This is a genomic window from Herpetosiphon sp. (genome assembly GCF_003512625.1).
Taxonomy (GTDB): Bacteria; Chloroflexota; Chloroflexia; order Chloroflexales; family Herpetosiphonaceae; genus Herpetosiphon; species Herpetosiphon aurantiacus.
This window is the reverse complement of record NZ_DOPT01000090.1, coordinates 1-19,221: the sequence shown is the minus strand read 5'-3', so window position 1 is coordinate 19,221 and position 19,221 is coordinate 1. Positions and strand designations below refer to the sequence as shown.

The 19,221-nt window shown below is 50.5% G+C and carries 18 protein-coding genes; 8 read left to right on the top strand and 10 right to left on the bottom strand.

The window, feature by feature from the left end:
* The first annotated feature begins 276 nt into the window (after positions 1–276).
* Together DEF47_RS19520 and DEF47_RS19515 are read left to right on the top strand one after the other, a co-directional pair.
* Entirely contained in the window at positions 277–1,110 is an 834-nt protein-coding gene (locus DEF47_RS19520) for a TylF/MycF family methyltransferase (protein WP_012189962.1), read from the top strand.
* A gap of 51 nt (positions 1,111–1,161) precedes the next feature.
* Positions 1,162–1,440, top strand: a complete 279-nt coding sequence (locus tag DEF47_RS19515; RefSeq protein WP_012189963.1) for a hypothetical protein — start codon at positions 1,162–1,164, stop codon at positions 1,438–1,440.
* Positions 1,441–1,662: 222 nt separating this feature from the next.
* Here the strand turns inward: DEF47_RS19515 and DEF47_RS19510 are convergent, their stop codons facing one another.
* Both DEF47_RS19510 and DEF47_RS19505 read right to left on the bottom strand, forming a co-directional pair.
* Positions 1,663–3,234, bottom strand: coding sequence for an STAS domain-containing protein (locus DEF47_RS19510; RefSeq protein ID WP_012189964.1), 1,572 nt, complete (start codon positions 3,232–3,234; stop codon positions 1,663–1,665).
* Positions 3,235–3,621: 387 nt separating this feature from the next.
* A complete protein-coding gene (locus DEF47_RS19505) occupies positions 3,622–5,046 on the bottom strand; it encodes a GH1 family beta-glucosidase (protein WP_012189965.1) in 1,425 nt (474 codons plus the stop codon).
* Positions 5,047–5,166: 120 nt separating this feature from the next.
* On the opposite strand from DEF47_RS19505, the gene ribD reads away from it, so the two are divergent.
* Positions 5,167–6,270, top strand: a complete 1,104-nt coding sequence (gene ribD, locus DEF47_RS19500) for a bifunctional diaminohydroxyphosphoribosylaminopyrimidine deaminase/5-amino-6-(5-phosphoribosylamino)uracil reductase RibD (protein ID WP_041304472.1) — start codon at positions 5,167–5,169, stop codon at positions 6,268–6,270.
* A 102-nt stretch (positions 6,271–6,372) separates the two neighbouring features.
* Positions 6,373–7,326, top strand: coding sequence for an STAS domain-containing protein (locus DEF47_RS19495; protein ID WP_012189967.1), 954 nt, complete (start codon positions 6,373–6,375; stop codon positions 7,324–7,326).
* Here the strand turns inward: DEF47_RS19495 and DEF47_RS19490 are convergent.
* From DEF47_RS19490 to DEF47_RS19480, 3 genes are read right to left on the bottom strand one after another with little or no spacing between them, the layout of a single operon-like run.
* Entirely contained in the window at positions 7,323–8,525 is a 1,203-nt protein-coding gene (locus DEF47_RS19490) for an ABC transporter permease (RefSeq protein ID WP_012189968.1), read from the bottom strand. The genes DEF47_RS19495 and DEF47_RS19490 overlap by 4 nt on opposite strands.
* A gap of 9 nt (positions 8,526–8,534) precedes the next feature.
* Entirely contained in the window at positions 8,535–9,182 is a 648-nt protein-coding gene (locus DEF47_RS19485) for a hypothetical protein (protein ID WP_012189969.1), read from the bottom strand.
* Positions 9,170–10,801 (bottom strand): amidohydrolase, encoded by a 1,632-nt coding sequence (locus tag DEF47_RS19480; RefSeq protein WP_012189970.1) that lies wholly within the window; start codon positions 10,799–10,801, stop codon positions 9,170–9,172. Before DEF47_RS19480 ends, DEF47_RS19485 begins: the two co-directional genes overlap by 13 nt.
* 356 nt (positions 10,802–11,157) lie before the next feature.
* Here DEF47_RS19480 and DEF47_RS19475 point away from each other — a divergent pair, with 356 nt between their 5' ends.
* Positions 11,158–11,601 (top strand): NUDIX hydrolase, encoded by a 444-nt coding sequence (locus DEF47_RS19475; RefSeq protein WP_012189971.1) that lies wholly within the window; start codon positions 11,158–11,160, stop codon positions 11,599–11,601.
* On the opposite strand, the gene DEF47_RS19470 is transcribed toward DEF47_RS19475, so the two are convergent.
* Together DEF47_RS19470 and DEF47_RS19465 are read right to left on the bottom strand one after the other, a co-directional pair.
* Positions 11,593–12,213: a hypothetical protein gene (locus tag DEF47_RS19470; protein ID WP_012189972.1), complete on the bottom strand. Its 621-nt coding sequence runs from the start codon at positions 12,211–12,213 to the stop codon at positions 11,593–11,595. The genes DEF47_RS19475 and DEF47_RS19470 overlap by 9 nt on opposite strands.
* A 263-nt stretch (positions 12,214–12,476) precedes the next feature.
* Positions 12,477–13,019: a GNAT family N-acetyltransferase gene (locus DEF47_RS19465; RefSeq protein WP_012189973.1), complete on the bottom strand. Its 543-nt coding sequence runs from the start codon at positions 13,017–13,019 to the stop codon at positions 12,477–12,479.
* A 218-nt stretch (positions 13,020–13,237) separates the two neighbouring features.
* Between DEF47_RS19465 and DEF47_RS19460 the strand changes: the two genes are divergently transcribed.
* Complete coding sequence (locus DEF47_RS19460; RefSeq protein ID WP_012189974.1) at positions 13,238–14,869, top strand: glycosyl hydrolase family 8; 1,632 nt, start codon at positions 13,238–13,240, stop codon at positions 14,867–14,869.
* A 134-nt stretch (positions 14,870–15,003) separates the two neighbouring features.
* Here the strand turns inward: DEF47_RS19460 and mgrA are convergent, their stop codons facing one another.
* On the bottom strand, positions 15,004–15,996 hold the full coding sequence (gene mgrA, locus DEF47_RS19455; protein WP_012189975.1) for an L-glyceraldehyde 3-phosphate reductase: 993 nt from the start codon (positions 15,994–15,996) through the stop codon (positions 15,004–15,006).
* A gap of 101 nt (positions 15,997–16,097) precedes the next feature.
* A complete protein-coding gene (locus tag DEF47_RS19450) occupies positions 16,098–16,826 on the bottom strand; it encodes a DUF2071 domain-containing protein (protein ID WP_012189976.1) in 729 nt (242 codons plus the stop codon).
* A 134-nt stretch (positions 16,827–16,960) separates the two neighbouring features.
* Here DEF47_RS19450 and DEF47_RS19445 point away from each other — a divergent pair, with 134 nt between their 5' ends.
* Both DEF47_RS19445 and DEF47_RS19440 read left to right on the top strand, forming a co-directional pair.
* Positions 16,961–17,527: a TetR/AcrR family transcriptional regulator gene (locus tag DEF47_RS19445; RefSeq protein WP_012189977.1), complete on the top strand. Its 567-nt coding sequence runs from the start codon at positions 16,961–16,963 to the stop codon at positions 17,525–17,527.
* A gap of 46 nt (positions 17,528–17,573) precedes the next feature.
* Positions 17,574–18,929, top strand: a complete 1,356-nt coding sequence (locus DEF47_RS19440) for an alpha-amylase family glycosyl hydrolase (protein WP_012189978.1) — start codon at positions 17,574–17,576, stop codon at positions 18,927–18,929.
* Between the two features lie 101 nt (positions 18,930–19,030).
* Here DEF47_RS19440 and DEF47_RS19435 read toward each other — a convergent pair.
* A partial coding sequence (locus tag DEF47_RS19435) for a hypothetical protein (protein WP_287045306.1) occupies positions 19,031–19,221 on the bottom strand: 191 nt, incomplete at its 5' end.

Genomic DNA, 19,221 nt, shown 5'->3' with positions numbered 1-19,221 from the left:
AGCTATTAACCAATTTGGCACACAAAAAAAGGTAGGTTTCCGCTGCGAACCACAAATACGCTGGTTCATCGGTGGATGATTTGTCCACCACTATATGCCCTTGAGGGGGTGCAGGGGGATTAAAGCCCCCTGTGTTTCCCGCCTTGAGGCGGGACGGAAGGGTGGTGAGCACCCATGATTGGCAAAAACCTACCCTTGAACGAAGAGAGACTAGCGGGAGAGGAGCATTACTCATTCTAATCCAATCAACCATTTTGCAAGGGAGATTATCAACCAATGGCGAACGAAGCAGCCCAGCTTTATCTTGATCTACTGAAGCGCTGTATTATGGGCTTGGTTTATGAAGACCAGCCATTACGCAATATTGTGTATGAGCCATTTAGCATCAACGCGCCCTACACTGGCCCCTACAGCACCTTTGACCGTGAAAAACGGCTTAACGGCCATGAGTGGCCCAGCCAAGCCCATACCATGCTCAGCATGCATCGGCTTAACAATATTCAAAGCTTGGTCACCGATATTCTCGAAAAACAAATTCCAGGCGATTTGATCGAAACCGGAGTTTGGCGCGGCGGGGCGACGATCTTTATGCGTGGCATTCTCAAAGCCTACAATTGCAACGATCGCACAGTTTGGGTCGCCGATTCGTTTCAAGGCTTCCCTAAAAACGAAGAAGAAGGCCTACTCGGCGAAACTGAATCGCCTGGCTTGCCTCAAGAGCAACATGGCCCGCCGCCCAAGCCCATCCAAGATATCCTCGATCTACTTTGGAAGGGCACATCTTACGAAGATGTACGCCAACATTTCGAGCAATACGGCCTGCTTGACGACCAAGTTAAGTTTCTCAAGGGCTGGTTTTGCCATACTCTGCATCAAGCTCCCATCGACAATTTGGCGCTTTTACGGCTTGATGGCGACTTATATGATTCAACCTACGATGCCTTAGAAGCCTTGTATCCCAAAGTTTCTCAAGGTGGCTATGTGATTGTTGATGATTATGCAACCTTCGAAGAATGCTATAACGCCGTGCATGATTATCTTGAATCAATTGGCGCAGAAGTAACCATGCAGCCAATTGATGAAGACTCAGTTTTTTGGCAAAAGCTCTAGTGTGGCTCGTTTGTCAATCAACCTGAGCAGCCTTAGTGTGAAGGAGTCCTAGTGAACACCCGATTTTTAGGCATTCCCTCGGTGGTTTGGTCGATGTTGGCTTTAGTGATTGCGGCAATCTTCGTGTATGTCTGGCCAAGTGATAAAGTGCCAGGCGATACCACCAGCATTCGCTATTTAATTTTGCGCTGGGGTCATACCCTAGTTTGGGTCTTGATTGCAGGCTTTATCTTTTTACGCAGCGTTGGGGCTACCAGCCTAGCTAGCTTACTTGGCGGCCTAGCAGGCATCACCTATCTCGCCTTTATCGCAACGCTTGTGTTCAACTAAATTAAGCTCAAGCCCAACCAAACGGCCCAACCAAACTAGTGGTTGGGCCGTTTTGAATAGTTACGGGTTTCGTGATGCTGGGCCTAACCAAACAATAGGACTAGCCCAGCCCATAATCGTTAATATGTTCGTAAGTTCGTAATTGGATACTACAAACAAATCCTTCCTCCTCACACACACTCTTTCTCTTCTACAAGCGGCTCAATTGAGCCGTTTGTGGTTTTAGGAAAGTCGATTAACCCGCAAATATTCCATGCCCCGTTTGAAGGCTTGTTCCAAGGTAGCAGCGCTTTCGATCATACCTAAATTGATGTGCAAGTTAACCAAGGTTTCGGCCATGTCTGGACGAATGCCTGCCAAAATGACTTGCGCACCCAACAAGCGAGCAGCCTGAGCCGCATCAAGAATCGCCCGCGCCACGATATTATCAACCACTGGAACCCCAGTAATATCCAAAATCACAATTTTGGCGCGTTCTTGCTCAATCGTCAGTAACAAGGTAGTGCTAATATCATTGGCGCGATCAGCGCTAAATTCGCCGACCAAGGGCATCACCACCATATGTTTGGTGATCGGAATGCTGGGCATGCTCAGGCGGCGCACCGTATCAAGCAAGCGTTCTTGGGCGAGATTTTGGGCTTGAACCTCGGCCAAGGCATTGTGTAATTCGCTGGTACGACCAACAACTTGGGCCTCAAGCTCTTCGTTGAGGTTAGCCAACCGCTTTTGTGAGGCATTCAGGCCGCTAGCCATGGTATTGAAAGCCCCAGCGAGGCTGGCCAGTTCATCGCGGGTATCAAGCAACACTGGCTCGAAATTGTTGGGGTTTTCGCTAAATCGGGTTACGCCTGCATACAAGGTTTGAATTGGGCCAGCGATCCGCCGCCCAACATACCAACCAACGCCAATCACAATGGGGGTTGCAATAAAAATAATCATCAGCAAACTGACGGCTAAGCGCCCAACATTGCCATAAATCACTTCTAGCGGTCGTTCAACCACTAAAATCCAATCGACAGGCTCGATTGAGGTGCGCACGCCTAAAACTTCTTCACCAAAGACACTCTCATAAGTTGCGACGGTTGCTTCAGAACCAAGCAACGGTATTCCGCGCATCTCAGGGTGTTCTAGCAACGATTCAATTTTGGCGGCGCTAATCAGATCGCCTTGCTCAGTCAGAATTAACACGCGCATTTCAGCAGCGGTTTCAATTCGGGTCGTGCTCGTCCAAATCCGTTGCATGCTGACATCGGCTACCAAAAAGAGTGCTTGATTGTTTGAGCTAAGCAGTTGGGTCGCAACCCGAAAGCGTGGAATCTCTTGCGGTGCTAATTTGCGTGAAATGGTGCCAGTAAATGAGGGTGGGTCGGCGAATGAAACGCGACGCGTACTAAGATCTGCCAACAACTGTGCGCCAGTTAAGGACATTGGCAAGGTCGGATCACCAAAGCGCGAGCTAGCAACCTGACGCTGACCATCAGCGCTATAAATCGCTACCTCGGCAAAACTTGAACGAAATAGCCCTAATGTTGATAGTTGTTGAGCCGTAATTGTTTGCGGATCAGTTTCACGGGCAATATTCTCGGCAACATCTTGCAGTTCAATCGTGGTATTGAATAAAAATCGGCGAAAATCTTCGGCAGCCAAATCAGTTAAGGCCACTTGTTGGCGCTCAGCCGATTGCTCCTCGGCGCGATAACTGATATATAAAACTAATATCCAAACACTAAGCAATGGCAGCAATGCAGAGAGTGTGATGATCCACGTAACTCGACGACGAACACGTGCTCGCATAGTGTTTCCTATCCATCAGACCATGGACGACGTAGAATTCATGGCTGATTTACCAAACACCATGCGCTGCCTTGGACCAAGCAACCCAGTTCGATCCGTGCAACGAGTGATGTTTTTTGAAGAATCCCCGAAGTGTAAACCTGCTAAAAGATTATTCTAATATAGCAGCAAATAGGCTAGCTAGCAATATAGATATTTTAACAATTTTAGGCTTGCTACCAACCAATATCGTTGCGATTTATGCCCAAGTATGGCTGATTTTGGTTATTGCTATGCCCTCACCCCGACCCCTCGCCCACTGCGGCGGGCGAGGGGCGTATTCCCTGAGCAGTTCCCCCTCGCCTGCGGGAGAGGGGCTGGGGGTAAGGGATTCAATCGATCCTAAGCTTAATCTTGTGGGCCAATTGGGCAATTACGGTAGCGTTCGGCTAGCGCTTGCACGTCGGCGGGCAAGCTTGGCAAGCCGTTATTGGCCACAATTTGCTGATACCAACGGGCTGTTCGTTTGGGCGTGCGCTTTTGGGTGGCAAAATCGACTTCGATAATGCCAAAGCGCTCATCGTAGCCTTCGGCCCATTCGTAGTTATCGAGCATCGACCAAGCATAGTAGCCTTTGACTGGCACACCAGCCGCAATCGCATCGGCCACTGCTTCCAAATGGGTGTGCAAATAGCTCATGCGATCGCCGTCGTTGACTGAACCATCTGCGGCCCGTTTGAGGTCGGCGAAGGCACTACCATTTTCGGTGATATAAATTGGCGTATTGCCATAATCGCGCTGCACCCGCTTCAATAAATCAGCAAATGCCGCTGGCACAACTTCCCAGCCACGAAAACTGGTTTCGCCAATTGCCGGGCTATTAACGAGTGCCAAAAATTTGCTTTCATCGGCAGCCGAAATCCGATTCGGGAAATAATAGTTGATGCCTAAGAAATCAATCGGTTGTTGAATGACGGCCAAATCGCCAGTCTGCACATAATCCATTTCAATTTGATGGTGTTGTTGGAACCACTCAACCGTATCAGCTGGATAGCTACCACGGAAAATGGGGTCGAGAAACCAGCGATTGCCATAGCCATCGTTGCGCCAAGCTGCTGCATGATCGTCGGGGGTGTCGTGGGTTGGGTAGGCTGGGGTTAAATTCAGTGTGATGCCAATTTGGCCCGCTAACTTGCTTTCGCGGAACAATTGGGTTGCCAAGCCATGCGAATACAGCAGATGGTGCGAGGCTTTGACTGCGCTTGGCAAATCTTTGATGCCTGGGGCGTGACGACCTTGGAAGTGCCCAACAAATGCTGCAACCCAAGGCTCGTTATGGGTGATCCAAAATGGTACACTCTCGCCTAATTGGCGATACATGGCCTCGGCATATTCAGCAAAACGCAAAGCTGTATCACGATTCATCCAGCCGCCCTTGTCTTGTAAGGCTTGGGGCAAATCCCAGTGATACAGTGTGGCCATCGGCGTGAGATGCCGCTGGTGCAAGCCCTCGATAATCCGTTTGTAAAAATCTAGCCCAGCTTGGTTGATTTTGCCCTTGCCTTCGGGGAAAAGTCGTGGCCAAGCAAGCGAAAAACGATAGCTGCCCAAGCCTAACTCACGCATTAAATCTAAATCTTCAGGGTAACGATGATAGTGATCGCAGGCAATATCGCCAGTTTGGCCAAATTTGGTCTTGCCTGGCGTATGGCTAAATCGATCCCAAATTGATTCGCCTCGGCCATCTTCATGCACCGCGCCTTCAATTTGGTACGATGAGGTGGCTGTGCCCCACATAAAATCAGCAGGAAAATGTTGCTCCACAGTCGTCATGCGGTCTCCTTTGACATGAATTACTGCAATGTTTGAAATCGGTCTCATGGAAGCTTTTTGGCGCAATCACCAGACCGCCTGTATTATACGGCTGAATCGCTGATTGAAATGAGCAGGCTGATGAATCTGAATGTTATGCAGGCAGCGCTTGAACAAGCTGCGCTGGCGCTTGGTCGTACTAGTCCGAATCCGGCGGTGGGCGCGGTGGTGGTACAGGCGGGCCAAATTGTTGGGCGCGGCCATACTCAGCCAGCAGGCCAAGCCCATGCTGAGGTGATGGCCTTGCGCGAGGCTGGCGAACAAGCTCGTGGTGCAAGTTTATATGTCACCTTGGAGCCTTGCACGATTTGGGGGCGCACCCCGCCTTGTACCGATGCGATTATTGCCGCTGGAATTGCCGAGGTGATCATTGCCTCGCGTGATCCCAACCCGCGTTTCGAGCACGATGCGGCGACAGTTTTGCAAGCGGCAGGCATTCGAGTTGGCTTTGCTCCTGAATATGAAGCGGCGGCAATTGGCCAGACTGAGGCCTTTCGCCATTGGATTGTCACCAAACAGCCCTTTGTGACGGTCAAATATGCTATGAGTCTTGATGGCAAAATTGCTACCCGCACTGGCGATGCCCGTTGGATTAGCGGGCCAGCTTCGCGCCAAAAAGTTCATGAACTGCGCGACCAAACTGATGCAATTTTGGTGGGTATCAACACGGTATTGGCCGACGACCCCTTATTAACCACGCGGCTTGAGCAACATTGGCGGCCAGTGCAACACCCCGTGCGTGTTGTGCTCGATGCGCGTGGGCGCATGCCCGCCAGCGCGGCGATGTTGGCAGATGCTGTGCCTGGCTCAACGATTATTGCCACAACTGCCGCCGCTAGTGCTGCATGGCGAGCGAGCCTCAACAATGCTGAAATTCTTGAGTTGCCGAGCAATCTTGAGGGTCGGGTTTCAATTCCGGCCTTGTTGAACGAGCTTGGTCAACGGGGCATAAGCTCGTTAATGGTTGAGGGCGGTGGCGAAACGATAGCGGCATTTTTGGCGGCGCAGGCGGTTCAAAAAGTTCAGGTCGTAATCGCACCCAAGATTATTGGAGGAGTTGCGCCAAGTCCGGTTGCTGGAGTTGGCATTGCCCGTATGAGCGAAGCGCAGCTTTGGCAAGTACGCAGTAGTGAGCAAATCGGGGCAGATATTTGGCTTACCGCCTATCCCAACCCACAGGTATAGCAATGTTCACCTTGCGGGGGCTGAAAAATCACCCTGAGAACGCTTGCAATCCTGTTAGAATAGACAAGGCATCGCCCTGCACACGATAAAGGAACCGCCATCATGCGTCTGAGTCAACGTTTCGCCTTGTTAAGCTTGTTGCTATTTGAATCGGTCATGAGTATTTTGGGCTTACTCTTCTTAGCATTCAATGATGGTGCACCTGAAGTGTTAATCGGCCTTGGCATTTTGCCAATTTTGACGCTCGGCTTGGCCTTTGGGGCTTGGCGAAATTGGCCTTGGGTGCCAATTGCCAGCGTGGTGGTGGCAACTGCAATCACTGTGTTATTGCTGATCGATCCTGCCAAAGATATTTACTTCTCACCAGTGTTGTTGGCTCCGATGGCAGTGGCTTTTGTGGTCACCGATTCGCGTACCACAATCGTCACAGCTCTGGTGGCAATTGTCGTGACATGGTTGCGGGCCGATAGCGATACGCCCTATCTTAAAGTTGATTATGCGATTTGCTATGCCTTTATTGCTGGTTGCTTGTGGTTGGGGCGTTTGATTTTGGAACAAACCCAACAGGCCAATACCGAGGCGCTTGATTTGGCTCAAACTGAGCGCGGCATGGCGCAACGTTACGCCCAAGAGGCCGAAGATCGCGCCAGCAGCTTGCAGACCCAATCCGAGGAGCAACAACGCTTGTTGGCAACCGTCGCCGCCTTGGAAACGCCGATTGTTGAGGTTGCCGAGCAAGTCTTGCTAGCGCCAATCATTGGCTATGTTGATGATCAACGGGCGGCCCAATTGACTGATCGAATTTTGGCGGCAGTTAATCAGCGCCGCGCTAATGCGATTATTTTGGATATTACCAGCCTCAGTAACGTCAATGCCCAAACTGCCCAACAATTGCTGCGCCTTGCCAGCGCGATTCGTTTATTGGGCAGTTCGGTGATTTTGAGTGGCATCAGCCCTGATTTGGCTACAACCTTAGTTCGCCAGCGCATCGATTTGGGCATGGTTCGCACCGCCCCAACGCCGTATGCCGCCTTGCAGCTTGCCGCTACCCTTTAAAGTTTGCCAAGCTGCAACAAATCGCGTAAGCGCAAACTTTGACGATAGCGCAACAAGCCAATTCGGACAATCCGCCCCGCAAAACGAGTGATCAAGCCAGCAGCAATCCACAGCCAAACCACCGTGGCGATTTGCTGCCAGACTGGCACGCTGCCGCTCATCACCCGTTGTAGCAACGTTACGGGAGCGGTATAAGGAAATAGATTAAAGCCAAGCGCCAACGCGCCGTTGGGATTATTGCTCAACACGGCAATAAACCACAGTGGCATCGTACATAACAGGGTTACAATCCCGGTCAGTTGCTGGCCTTGTTGGGCACTGGTTACGGCTGCCCCGATGGCGCTGAGCGTGGCAGCAATAATAAAGTAACTGGGAAAAAACAACATAAACCCCAGCACAATCACGCCAATGCTGATACCTTGCTCGCCGATTAAATCAAATTGAGCTGCGGCAAAGCCCAATAATACCAAGCCACCGCTGGCCCAGATGCTCAACTGGGTCAAGGCCAACGCGCCCAAGCCCAGAATTTTGCCAGTCATAATTTGATAGGTCGAGAGCGAGCTAGCCAAAATCTCCATAATCCGCTGCTCTTTTTCTTCGATCAAGGCCATCATCAGGTATGAGCCACTGCCGAAGGTCGAACCAAGCAGCAAAATGCCAAAGAAAATTGGCACAGCAATCGATAAACCCGAACGGCGAGCCTCTTCGGGCGGCGCATCAAGCACAATGCTATCAAGCTTGCGAATCGGCTGAAATACCACATCTGGCTCATCGAGCAACTGCGCAGCCAAAACTGCCCGTAAAAAACCGCTAAATTGGCTTTCGGCAAGCTGGGGCAAGGCTTCAAGGGCATAGCCTTCAATTGTCGCACTGCTAAGAAAATCGGCGGGCACAACAAACACCGCATCAATTGTTTCGGCTTGTAAGGCAGCCTTCGCCGCATCTAAGCTGGCATATTGACGAATTTGGACTGTGCCCAAACTGCTCTCCCACGCAACTTCGGATTGTAATCCACTGGTTAAGCCACTTTGATCAACATAGCCAATCGCCTTGACCTGCGATGAGATCAACAACACAATCACAACAACCACAAACAAGCCAACTAGCATCAGCGGCATGCCAAAGGTCGAGATCAAAAAGCCCGGACGGCGCAGATGGGTTAAATATTCATGGCGGGCAATAGTCCAGATTTTGCTCATGCCGATCCCTTATTCCTGAGCCAAGGCCGCTGCCGCTTCATCATCGATGCTGAGGCTGCGCTGCATTGGGGTGTAAAACGTCGTTTCGACATCGGGCCATAAATCTTGGGGCACAAGCCACGATTGCAACATGATGCTGCCGCCTGTGGTTTGGCTCAGTTCAAAGCGCACATACATCGGCTGGGCATTCAAACTGGCTGTACCCTCAAGGCGGTAGGTCGCGCCTTCGCTGGCGCTATTCAATTGCACATCGCGAGTCAGATAGGTGGCGAAAGTCTGCGATTTAACCATTTCGACGATTTCTGCCGCTTTGGTTGAATCAAGTTGTTCGGCCTGCCAACTAAACGAAATTGTCACTACGACGCTGGCATTATAGGCAAAACTGCTGATTCCAATGCCATTTTTGAGCGATTCGGTGCGCCAATTGCTGGGCACATCGATCGCAAATACTCCGCGTGGATCGCGATAGGTGGTGAAGGTCAATGAAACTGGCTCGGTTGTGCTGGGCGTGCTGGTTGATTCCAATGGTGCTACCGCAGGGCTAGCTTGGATCATGGTTGGTGCTGTCGTTATTTGGTTGCTCGCTGGCGCGGCTGGTTGTTCCGTGCAGCCCACCAAGATCACGATTAAACTGAAAATGCCGATTAACCTTCCCATACCGTTTGTCCCTCAATGATCGTTTGGGCAACTTGAACCTTGGCTACTTGATCGTTGGCAACTTGGGCTAAATCTTGATCAAGAATTACCAAATCGGCGAGTTTACCCACGCTCAAACTACCTTTAAACGCTTGCTCACCGGAGGTAATTGCTGGGCCAACCGTGTAGGCCCACAGTGCCTCGTTTAAACTCAAGCATTGTTCAGGATACCACCCGCCTGCTGGCGTGGCATCAGGGCGTTGACGGGTGACTGCTGCCTGCAAGCCAGCCCATGGGTCCCACGATTCAACGGGCGCATCGGAGCCAAAGGCCAAAATCGCGCCGCTGGCCTGCAAACTACGCCAAGCATAGGCATATTGCGAACGCTGGCCCCACAAGCGATCAGCCAAGGTAATATCGCTGGTGGCATGAATTGGCTGCATCGAGGCAATCACCCCAAGCTGGCCGAAGCGTCGAATATCATCAGGGTGTAAAACTTGGGCATGCTCAATGCGGTTGGGAATTCGCGCCGCCACCGGGCCAGTGTCAAGGCTGGGTCGCAAGGTTTCAGGATTGGCCTTGATGGCCGCCTCAATTGCATCGAGCACCGTGCGATTGGCAGCATCACCGATAGCATGCACAATCACGCTAATATCATTGGCAATCGCCCGATCAATCGTCGCAAACAGATCTTCGCGATCCAACATCGGAATGCCATAGGGATGCGGGGCATTGGCTGGTAGATTATCAAATGGTGTGAGCATGTGCGCAGTAGCCGAGCCAAGCGAACCATCGCTAAATATTTTCAAATTGCCAAAGCGCAGCCATGCATCGCCCAAGCCCGATTTGAGTCCCATTGCCACTGCATGATCAAGCAAATCCATGCGTAAATGGTGCAAAATGCGCATTTCGAGTGCGCCCCGCCCATAAAGTGCCTGCACCGCTGCAAAGCAATCTGGGCCTTCGGGCACATGCAAACTGGTGATACCCCGCCGATGCATGCGTTTGATGAAGGTTTGAATGCTGGCCTCTTTTTGGGCATTGCTTGGCTCTGGAATGCAAGCTTTGACTGCTAATTGACCATTTTCAAACAGCATACCGTTGGGTTCGCCTGCGCTATCACGGCCTATGCTACCACCATCGGGGTCACTGCTAAATTTGCTGATATTGGCACGTTGGAGGGCAACATTATTGACCCAAGCTGAGTGCAAATCTTTGCGCGTGATGAAAGCTGGGCGGCCACCAGTTACCTGATCAAGCTCGCTGGCGGTGGGCCAATCACGTTGCCACAAGCTATGATCCCAGCCTGAGCCAAGCACCCAAGCATCGGCGGGCAAGCGTTCAGCGTGGCGGCGAATAATTTCTAATGCCTGCTCAAACGAAGCAACCTCTTGCAGATCAATCTGATCGGCCAGCAATGCGCTCCAAAGCAAGTGAATATGCGCATCGCAAATGCCAGGAATAACGCTGCGCCCCGCTAAATCAATATAATCATAATCGGCGCTGATGGCTGCCCGAACCTCGGCATTGTTGCCAACTGCCAATACCTTACCATCGCGCAAAGCGATTGCTTCAGCCACACCCACCGTTGGGTCGAGCGTCCAAATCGCGCCACCAGCTAACAAACGATCACGGGCCATGGTTGTTCTCCAGTAACAAAGACTGCTTACCATTGTAACAAAAACATGGCATATATCCTGCTTAGTTGCTGCTTAGGAATTACTAATTATAAGGAGAATTACCATGGTTCGACATAAAAAGAGTGCATTGGCGGCGTTGGCATTGGCAGGCTTGGCCTATTTCTTCAAACGGCGTTCAGCCCGCTAAATCGCTAGGTATCAAGCAGAATTTGAGCTTGCTTGCCGAAGATCGCTCAGTCTCATGATATGATGAAGCAAGCAAAATCGAATACTTGTTCAGCAGCATTACGCTTGCTGAACGCCAGATGCGGGCGGCCCTAGGTCGGCTCGCATCTTGATACCTGATGGAGGCATGAATGAGCCAGATTCGCAAAAGTCGTATTGCTTATTCAGCCGGTGGTGTTTGCTATCGCTGGATGGATGAAGTGCCTGAGGTAGTGCTGATTGCGACCCATAACAGTACACGCTGGGGTTTGCCAAAAGGCCATCGTGAAGGTCGCGAAACCTTTGCCCAAGCAGCCCGCCGTGAAATAAACGAAGAAACTGGCTTACGCGGCGAAATCGTTTGCTCGCTTTCGGCAATTCAATATTGGTTTCGGGTTGAGAGCCATTTTGTGCATAAATGGGTCGAGTTTTTTCTGTTTCGCTGTACTGGCGGCTGTCTCAAGCCACAGCTTTCGGAAATCGACGATGCCCAGTGGTTTTTGTTACCCGATGCACTAGAGCAAATTAGCTTTCCGCGTGAGCGAAGCGTGCTCGAGGTGGTTAACACGATCTGGCGATCGAATCGTTTAATCTAGTTTGGGCAGCGGCTTGAGCCACATAACGCTCGGCAACAAGCGACCCATTTTTTGGGCTAAAGGCAAGCCAACAACGCTAACCGTGGCTAGCCAGATAACCTGCATCCAAAGCATGCTCAGATACCAGCCAACACAAATGCCATAGAGCAAACAGAGACCGCGTGGCAATTCTTTGCGCAGGCTAGTCACGAGGCCATCGGTATGGGGCAGGCTCAAAAATGTAATCGTTGGCAAATAATTGAGCATTGGTTGGGTGATATTCAAGCCGAGCAAGGCGCAAACCCAGGTTGCGACCAACCACATTTGGCTGCTCCAAAAGCCAATTACCAAAAAATAAATAACTTGCATCAAAAAGTTGGGGTCTTTGATATTGGCGCGTAATTGCTCAATCACGGGCAATTGGTAATTCATTTCAGGCTGGCTGATGGGCTGCACTCGCGCTGCCGCGACGGTTACTGGCTGCGGCGCTGCTTGCATAAATAATGGCAAGGGTGGCAATTTATCGGCGGGCATGGTTGGTGGTGCTGCATACATAGCCTCAAGCGAGACCCCACAATGTAAACAATAGCGTAAATTGGGATTAATTGTTTCACCACACTCAAAACATTCCATAGCCCGATCCTTTCGGCAATGCACATTCCGATTGATATTGTAATAATGATGACGGAGCTTTGATTGCTGACGTTGCTATGACGTATGGTACGGCAGCGATTGTTGCATTGCAAGATCATAATTAGCAGCGTTGTGTTAACTTTTGTGGCGCGAACGCATTAGGCGATAGGCTATTGGCACTAGGCCATGGAATGGGATTGGTCTTCGAGTGATTAATCCTATTCCATAGCCTAATACGCCTTTGATCCCTAACCTTTATGGTTCTATGCTTTATGCTCTGGGCGCTTCGCTTCCCACTCTGAGCGCAGCATGCCCATTTGAATCACATCGACATATTCGCCATTATTGTAAAAATGCTGACGCAACCGTCCTTCGTGGATAAAACCACACTTTTCATAGGCTGCAACCGCACGGGGATTATTGCTGCCAGTGGTGAGCCAAATTCGTCGATAATTTTGAATTCTGAAAGCCCAGCCTAATAACACTTGAATCGCATCGCTGCCATAACCTTTGCCCACATAATCGGGATGATAAATACCAATCCCAAATTCGCTGCATTGGGCGACCCGATCTTGATGGTGCAACCCAATCGTGCCAATCACCACCCCCTCAACTTCGATGATAAACCACGACTTTTCAGGATTCTCAAGGTGTTTCTCGAAGCGCTTTTCGATGCTCGCCAACGATGTTGGCGACCAGGTACCATCACCAAGCAACACCAATTCAACATTTTTTTCGAGCTCATGCAAGATTTTGCTATCTTCACGCTCGATCGATCGCAGAGTAACTAAGTTGCCTTTTAACACGCTAATCGCTCCTTATCAGACTGATCTAGCGCTAGTATAGGCCCGATTATTGAGCAACTCATCCATCAGAAGGTTGATTAAACACGCAGCCTCACTAGCAAATAAATGAGAATCATAAAGAAATTTTAATAAATCTCTTGACTTTAGCGCTTGCTGTATGCTAGATTCGTTACTAAGTTCATTGGAATAACTTTCCAGCAACTTGGAGGACTTTATAGATGGCTGAACAACCACGCTCTTTTTTTGGCTCACGCTTAATTCAACGAGCTATTTTGATTTTGGCGATCTGCGCGGTGATTGTGCCGTTATTCGCCAGTAAATCATCATATGCTGCCGCCACGCCACGTCGCCCGTTTCCCCAACATACCCAATATGCCAGCGGCACGATCAAGCCCAATCATCGCAGCCAAGCCCAACTTGATAGCGATGTTAAGGCATTTTATGATGTTTGGAAAAGCCGCTATGTGGTTCGCGCTGGCACGAGCAGTGCTGGCAACCCCTACTATCGGATTAGTTTTGGCAGCAGTGCGCCCAACGTAACCGTTTCCGAAGGCCAAGGTTATGGCATGGTGATTATGGCCTTAATGGCGGGCTATGATCCCGAAGCTCAAACAATTTTTGATGGTTTATGGGAGTTTTCGCGCACCAATCCCAGCAATATCGATTCGCGCCTGATGGGTTGGCGCATTCCTAGCGATGGCTCGGGCAATGATAGTGCTTTCGATGGCGATGCTGATATCGCTTATGGCCTGATTTTGGCCGATGCTCAATGGGGTAGCACTGGTCGAATCAATTATGCCAGCGCGGCAAACACGGTTTTGGATGGGGTTTTATCATCGACCATTGGGCCAAATAGCCGCTTGCCCATGTTGGGCGATTGGGTTTCGCCGAATGGTAGCCCGCATAGCCAATATACGCCACGGCCCTCAGATTTTATGCCCAGCCACTTCCGCGATTACCGAGCCTTTACTGGCAATGCCACTTGGGATACGGTGCTGAGCAAAACCCAAGGTGTGGTTGATAGCATTCAAGCCCAATATAGCCCCAATACTGGCTTGATGCCCGATTTTGTGGTGCAAGCCAACACAACGCCTAAGCCATCGCCTGCCAACTTCTTGGAAAGCGAAAACGATGGCAATTATTACTATAACTCGGGTCGTGTGCCATGGCGCTTGGGAGCCGATGCCGTGATTTTTGGCGACGCTGCTTCATTACGTCAAGCTCAAAAAATCTCGCGTTGGATCGAGCAAGCCACTGGTGGGACAGCAAGCAATATTCGGGCTGGCTATAGCTTGAATGGTACGGCCTTGCCCGATAGTGGCTATTTCAGCACCTTCTTTGCAGCGCCATTTGGGGTTGCAGCCATGACCGTGCCAGCCAGCCAGCAATGGCTCAATCGAGTTTACGATGCGGTGCGCAGTAATCACCAAGATTATTTCGAAGATACCGTAACGCTGCAATGTTTGCTATTGATGTCGGGCAATTATTGGTCGCCAAGCCGCAGCAGCACCAGCCCAACCGCAACCCCACGCCCTGCAACTGCAACCCCACGCCCTGCGACGGCAACGCCACGACCCGCCACCGCAACGCCACGTCCAGCAACTGCGACCCCGCGCCCAGCCACCGCCACCCCACGCCCAGCCACCGCCACCCCACGCCCAGCCACCGCCACCCCACAACCTGCCACGGCAACCCCAAACGGCGTTGCAGCGTGGGATGGCAATATGCGAGCCTACAAAGTGGGCGATCGGGTCAGCTACAACGGGCGCATCTATCGCTGTTTACAAGCACATACCTCGTTATCAACTTGGACTCCTGAGGCTGTTCCGGCCTTATGGCAAGCTGAATAACCTTCGTTCGATAAGGGCGGGTTTTAACGTTCCCTCACCCCAACCCCTCTCCCACTGCGGTGGGCGAGGGGCTTTTGGTTTCGTGGTTCTCCCTCGCCTCGCTCGGCGGGTGAGGGACATATTCCCAAGGAAAATCACTCGCTTAGAACGGTTTCAATCGTAGCAAGTTCTTCATCACTAAATGTCAAATTGTTGAGGGCTGTAATGGCATCGTCGATCTGCGAAATACGGCTAGCTCCGATTAACACTGAGGTCATAGTTGGGTGGCGCAACACCCAAGCCAAGGCCATTTGGGCTAAAGTTTGGTCGCGAGCTTGCGCCAAATCATTCAACTGAGCAACTTTAGCTAAAGCACTATCGGTAATATGGGCAGGCTTGAGAAAGCCATGCGATTTGGCGGCACGCGAATCGCCTGGAATGCCTTGCAAATAGCGATCAGTTAACAGGCCTTGGGCCAGCGGCGAAAAAGCAATACAGCCAATGCCTTGCTCGGCCAAGGTTGCCAACAAACCACCCTCAACCCAGCGATTGAACATATTGTAGGATGGTTGGTGGATCAAACATGGTGTGCCAAGTTGGCGCAGAATCGCGCTCGCGGCGGCAGTTTGCTCAGCAGAATAATTGGAAAGCCCCACATAGAGCGCCTTACCACTACGTACAATCTGATCGAGGGCTTGCATGGTTTCTTCGAGCGGCGTTTCGGGGTCGGGGCGATGATGATAGAAAATATCAACGTACTCCAAGCCCATGCGCTTTAAGCTTTGATCAAGGCTGGAAACCAGATACTTACGCGAACCCCAATCGCCATACGGGCCAGCCCACATATAGTAGCCAGCCTTGGTCGAAATCACCAATTCATCACGGTAGGGTTTAAGATCATGCTGGAGCATCCGGCCAAAATTTTCTTCGGCAGAGCCTGGCGGCGGGCCATAGTTATTGGCGAGGTCGAAGTGAGTAATGCCATGATCAAAGGCATGCAGCACCATCGACCGCCCATTCTCATAGACATCAACGCCACCAAAATTGTGCCATAACCCTAATGAAACTGCTGATAATTTCAGGCCACTTTTGCCACTGCGATTGTAGCGCATGCTGGTGTAGCGGCTATCCTTGGCTTGATAAATCATAGACATTAACCCTCTTGGCCTGCTGATGCACGCAGCAACAGGTAGGATAATCGGCTCGATTATAGCACGGCGATCGTTTCAAACTGATGACCAAGCCAAAATCAAGCTACCGATAATGAGGCAACGCTTTGCCATGTATGTTGAACATCACGCATAATTAAGCCATGATCAAATTCAATGCTGCCAACAGGAAAGTTTTGTTGATTGCGAAAATAGCTCGAATCAAACTGATCAACTGCAAATGGACGGACATGCCAATGCTGAACATTGAGGGTTAATCCATCAAAGCGTTGCCCATGTTTGGTTGCAGTATAGCCCAACGCTCCATGCTCAAAAAAGCTTGAGGCGGCAGCAAGATCGAAAATCGAATCGCGCGGTAAGCTTTCACAGGTTGTACCGACAACCTCAATTGAGGCCTGATCATCGCCCGAACGCATTCGTAATTGAACAGTGTAGCCATTATCGTCAACCACAAAATGCGCATGATGCTGCTCGCCAGCAACCAACCGTCCACCTGCTAAATTATTTAAAAGCGATGATGAATCGCGGCGTGGTACATACACTCCTTGGTGCAATGAGCCATCAACCGCCTGCCAATTTACGGCAAAACGATGGGCAGCGTTTTCGCTTCGCAAGCCGAACCCGCTTGGCAAGCCAAGCGGACGCAGCTGTTCTAAGCGAATTAAACAAATGCCCACAATCGCCCAGCCGCGATAAAGTTGCGGTTTAAATGGTGCTGGTAATAAGGCTTGAACAACCTCTGGATCAGCGCGAAAATTGAGGAGTAAACGACGGCGAATCAGGCCAGCCAAGGTTGGAATCCGTACCACAATACCCTCCTAATTTCTACTCATAGAACCAACACGATAAACCACACGGCCTGCCTTAGCAATCCATGCTTAAACCGATTACTTGACAAGTAGATCATTTCTCTCTATACTCATCGGTATAGAGAAAGGTTACCATGGATAATCGGGCTACGCTGTTAGAACAGGCCTTACAATTATTTGCCCAACGTGGCTACGACGCAATTGGCGTGCAAGAAATTGTTGAGCACGCTGGCGTTACCAAGCCCACGCTTTACCACTACTTTGGCAGCAAACGTGGCGTATTAGAGGCATTAATCAACGAGCGGCTTCAGCCATTAATCGATCAGCTTGCCAATGCCACAACCCATGCCAACGATGTTCCAGCCAGTTTGGCAGCCATTTTTCAGCTGTATTTCGATTTTGCGCAAGCAGAACCGCTGCTGTATCGTATGCAATTGGCAATGTGGTTTAGCCTGCCCGATAATGAGGCTTTTCAAATTGTGGCGGTCGCTGCGGCCCAACAACAAGCCTTGCTCGAAAGCTTTTTTGTCCGAGCCAGCAGCTTTCATGGCAATATACGCGGTCGTCAACGGGTCTATGCCGCTACCTTGCTAGGCACAATCAACACCTACATTGGGTTATGGCTCAGTGGCGCAATTCAGGCAACGCCGCACATCATTCACCAAGCAGTTCAGCAATTTTCATATGGCATTTATTCCTAAATTTTTTTAGCCATCACACTATACCGATTGGTATACAGGAGAAGTTATGCATCCATGGGCCAACGACGTACAATGTTATCAAATTTATCCCTTAGGGCTTTGCGGCGCACCAATTCGCAATGATCAAACCAGCGAACCGATTGCGCGGCTCAAGCAATTGCACACATGGATTGAGCACTTACAACATTTAGGCAGCAACTTGCTCTACCTTGGGCCAGTGTTTGAATCGACAGCTCATGGCTACGACACAATTGATTATTTCACGGTTGATCGGCGGCTAGGTAGCAACAACGATTTACAACAGTTGATTGCAGCATTCCACGCGGCGGGCATTCGTGTGTTACTCGATGGCGTGTTTAACCATGTTGGCCGCGATTTTTGGGCCTTCCGCGATGTACAAAGCCATGGGCAGGCTTCGAGCTATAGCGATTGGTTTGCGGGCTTGGATTTCAATCAACACAGCCCATATGGCGATCAGTTTAGCTATCAAGGTTGGCATGGGCACTACGATTTAGTCAAATTGAATTTACACAATCCGGCAGTGCGCGAACATCTTTTCCAAGCAGTCAGCCAATGGATTGCACAATTTGGCATCGATGGCTTACGGCTTGATGCTGCGGATCAGATCGATCATGATTTTTTGGCGGCGCTGGCAGCTCATTGCAAAAGCCTGCGCAGTGATTTTCTATTGATTGGCGAAGTGGTGCATGGCGATTATCGCCAATGGGCCAACCCAACGATGCTCGATAGCGTGACCAACTATGAAGCCTACAAAGGCCTGTATTCCAGCCTGAATGATCGCAACTATTTTGAAATTGCTTACAGTCTCAATCGTCAATTTGGCGCTGGTGGTATCTATCGGGCTATGCCGTTGTATAACTTTGTTGATAATCATGATGTCGATCGAATCGCCAGCACCTTGCACAATCCAGCCCATCTCTACCCTTTACATCTATTGCTTTACACCATGCCAGGAATGCCTGCGCTGTACTATGGCAGCGAATGGGGCTTGCTCGGCCAGAAAACCGCCACCAGCGACCAAGCCTTGCGACCAGCCTTGCCTCAACCCGACCAAATTCAGGCCCAACAACCAGATTTACTGGCAGCGATTCGCCAATTGAGCCAGCTACGCCACGAATATGCTGCCTTACGTTATGGCGAATATGCCCAAATATATGTACAGGCTGAACAGCTTGTGTTTGTGCGTTGGACTAAGCAGCAAACAATTGTGGTCGCATTGAATGCCGCCCCAACCGCCCAAACAATTCGATTTGTTGTGCCATTTGGTGAAGGCTCACTGCTTGAAGATCGCTTGAATGGCGGGGAAATCAAGGTGCAGCATGGCCAATTACAGCTGACAATTCCCGCAACCTGGGGCCAAATCTGGCAGCTGATTGATTGAGTGTGAAGCCTAAACCTAATCACGGAATCCGAACGTCTCGAAAACTATCTTTATACGATACCCTTCCTCGGGGCGTTGATTGAAATTTTCTCGTGCATTTTCTAAACTGCCGAGCGTTCATTTGTTTTAATCCCCGCTTCTTCGGGGCGTTGATTGAAATATGCTCGTTCTGCTCGCCGCCTGTGGCACGCCAGAGATGGTTTTAATCCCCGCTTCCTCGGGGCGTTGATTGAAATTAATATTGTTGTCATTGGGACTGAATCACCGTTTGTTTTAATCCCCTCTTCCTCGG

Coding starts and splice junctions, on each gene's coding strand:
- DEF47_RS19520 (WP_012189962.1), top strand. CDS start 277: ATGGCGAACGAAGCAGCCCAGCTTTATCTTGATCTACTGAAGCGCTGT.
- DEF47_RS19510 (WP_012189964.1), bottom strand. CDS start 3,234: ATGCGAGCACGTGTTCGTCGTCGAGTTACGTGGATCATCACACTCTCT.
- DEF47_RS19505 (WP_012189965.1), bottom strand. CDS start 5,046: ATGACGACTGTGGAGCAACATTTTCCTGCTGATTTTATGTGGGGCACA.
- ribD (WP_041304472.1), top strand. CDS start 5,167: ATGAATCTGAATGTTATGCAGGCAGCGCTTGAACAAGCTGCGCTGGCG.
- DEF47_RS19495 (WP_012189967.1), top strand. CDS start 6,373: ATGCGTCTGAGTCAACGTTTCGCCTTGTTAAGCTTGTTGCTATTTGAA.
- DEF47_RS19490 (WP_012189968.1), bottom strand. CDS start 8,525: ATGAGCAAAATCTGGACTATTGCCCGCCATGAATATTTAACCCATCTG.
- DEF47_RS19485 (WP_012189969.1), bottom strand. CDS start 9,182: ATGGGAAGGTTAATCGGCATTTTCAGTTTAATCGTGATCTTGGTGGGC.
- DEF47_RS19480 (WP_012189970.1), bottom strand. CDS start 10,801: ATGGCCCGTGATCGTTTGTTAGCTGGTGGCGCGATTTGGACGCTCGAC.
- DEF47_RS19475 (WP_012189971.1), top strand. CDS start 11,158: ATGAGCCAGATTCGCAAAAGTCGTATTGCTTATTCAGCCGGTGGTGTT.
- DEF47_RS19470 (WP_012189972.1), bottom strand. CDS start 12,213: ATGGAATGTTTTGAGTGTGGTGAAACAATTAATCCCAATTTACGCTAT.
- DEF47_RS19460 (WP_012189974.1), top strand. CDS start 13,238: ATGGCTGAACAACCACGCTCTTTTTTTGGCTCACGCTTAATTCAACGA.
- mgrA (WP_012189975.1), bottom strand. CDS start 15,996: ATGATTTATCAAGCCAAGGATAGCCGCTACACCAGCATGCGCTACAAT.
- DEF47_RS19445 (WP_012189977.1), top strand. CDS start 16,961: ATGGATAATCGGGCTACGCTGTTAGAACAGGCCTTACAATTATTTGCC.
- DEF47_RS19440 (WP_012189978.1), top strand. CDS start 17,574: ATGCATCCATGGGCCAACGACGTACAATGTTATCAAATTTATCCCTTA.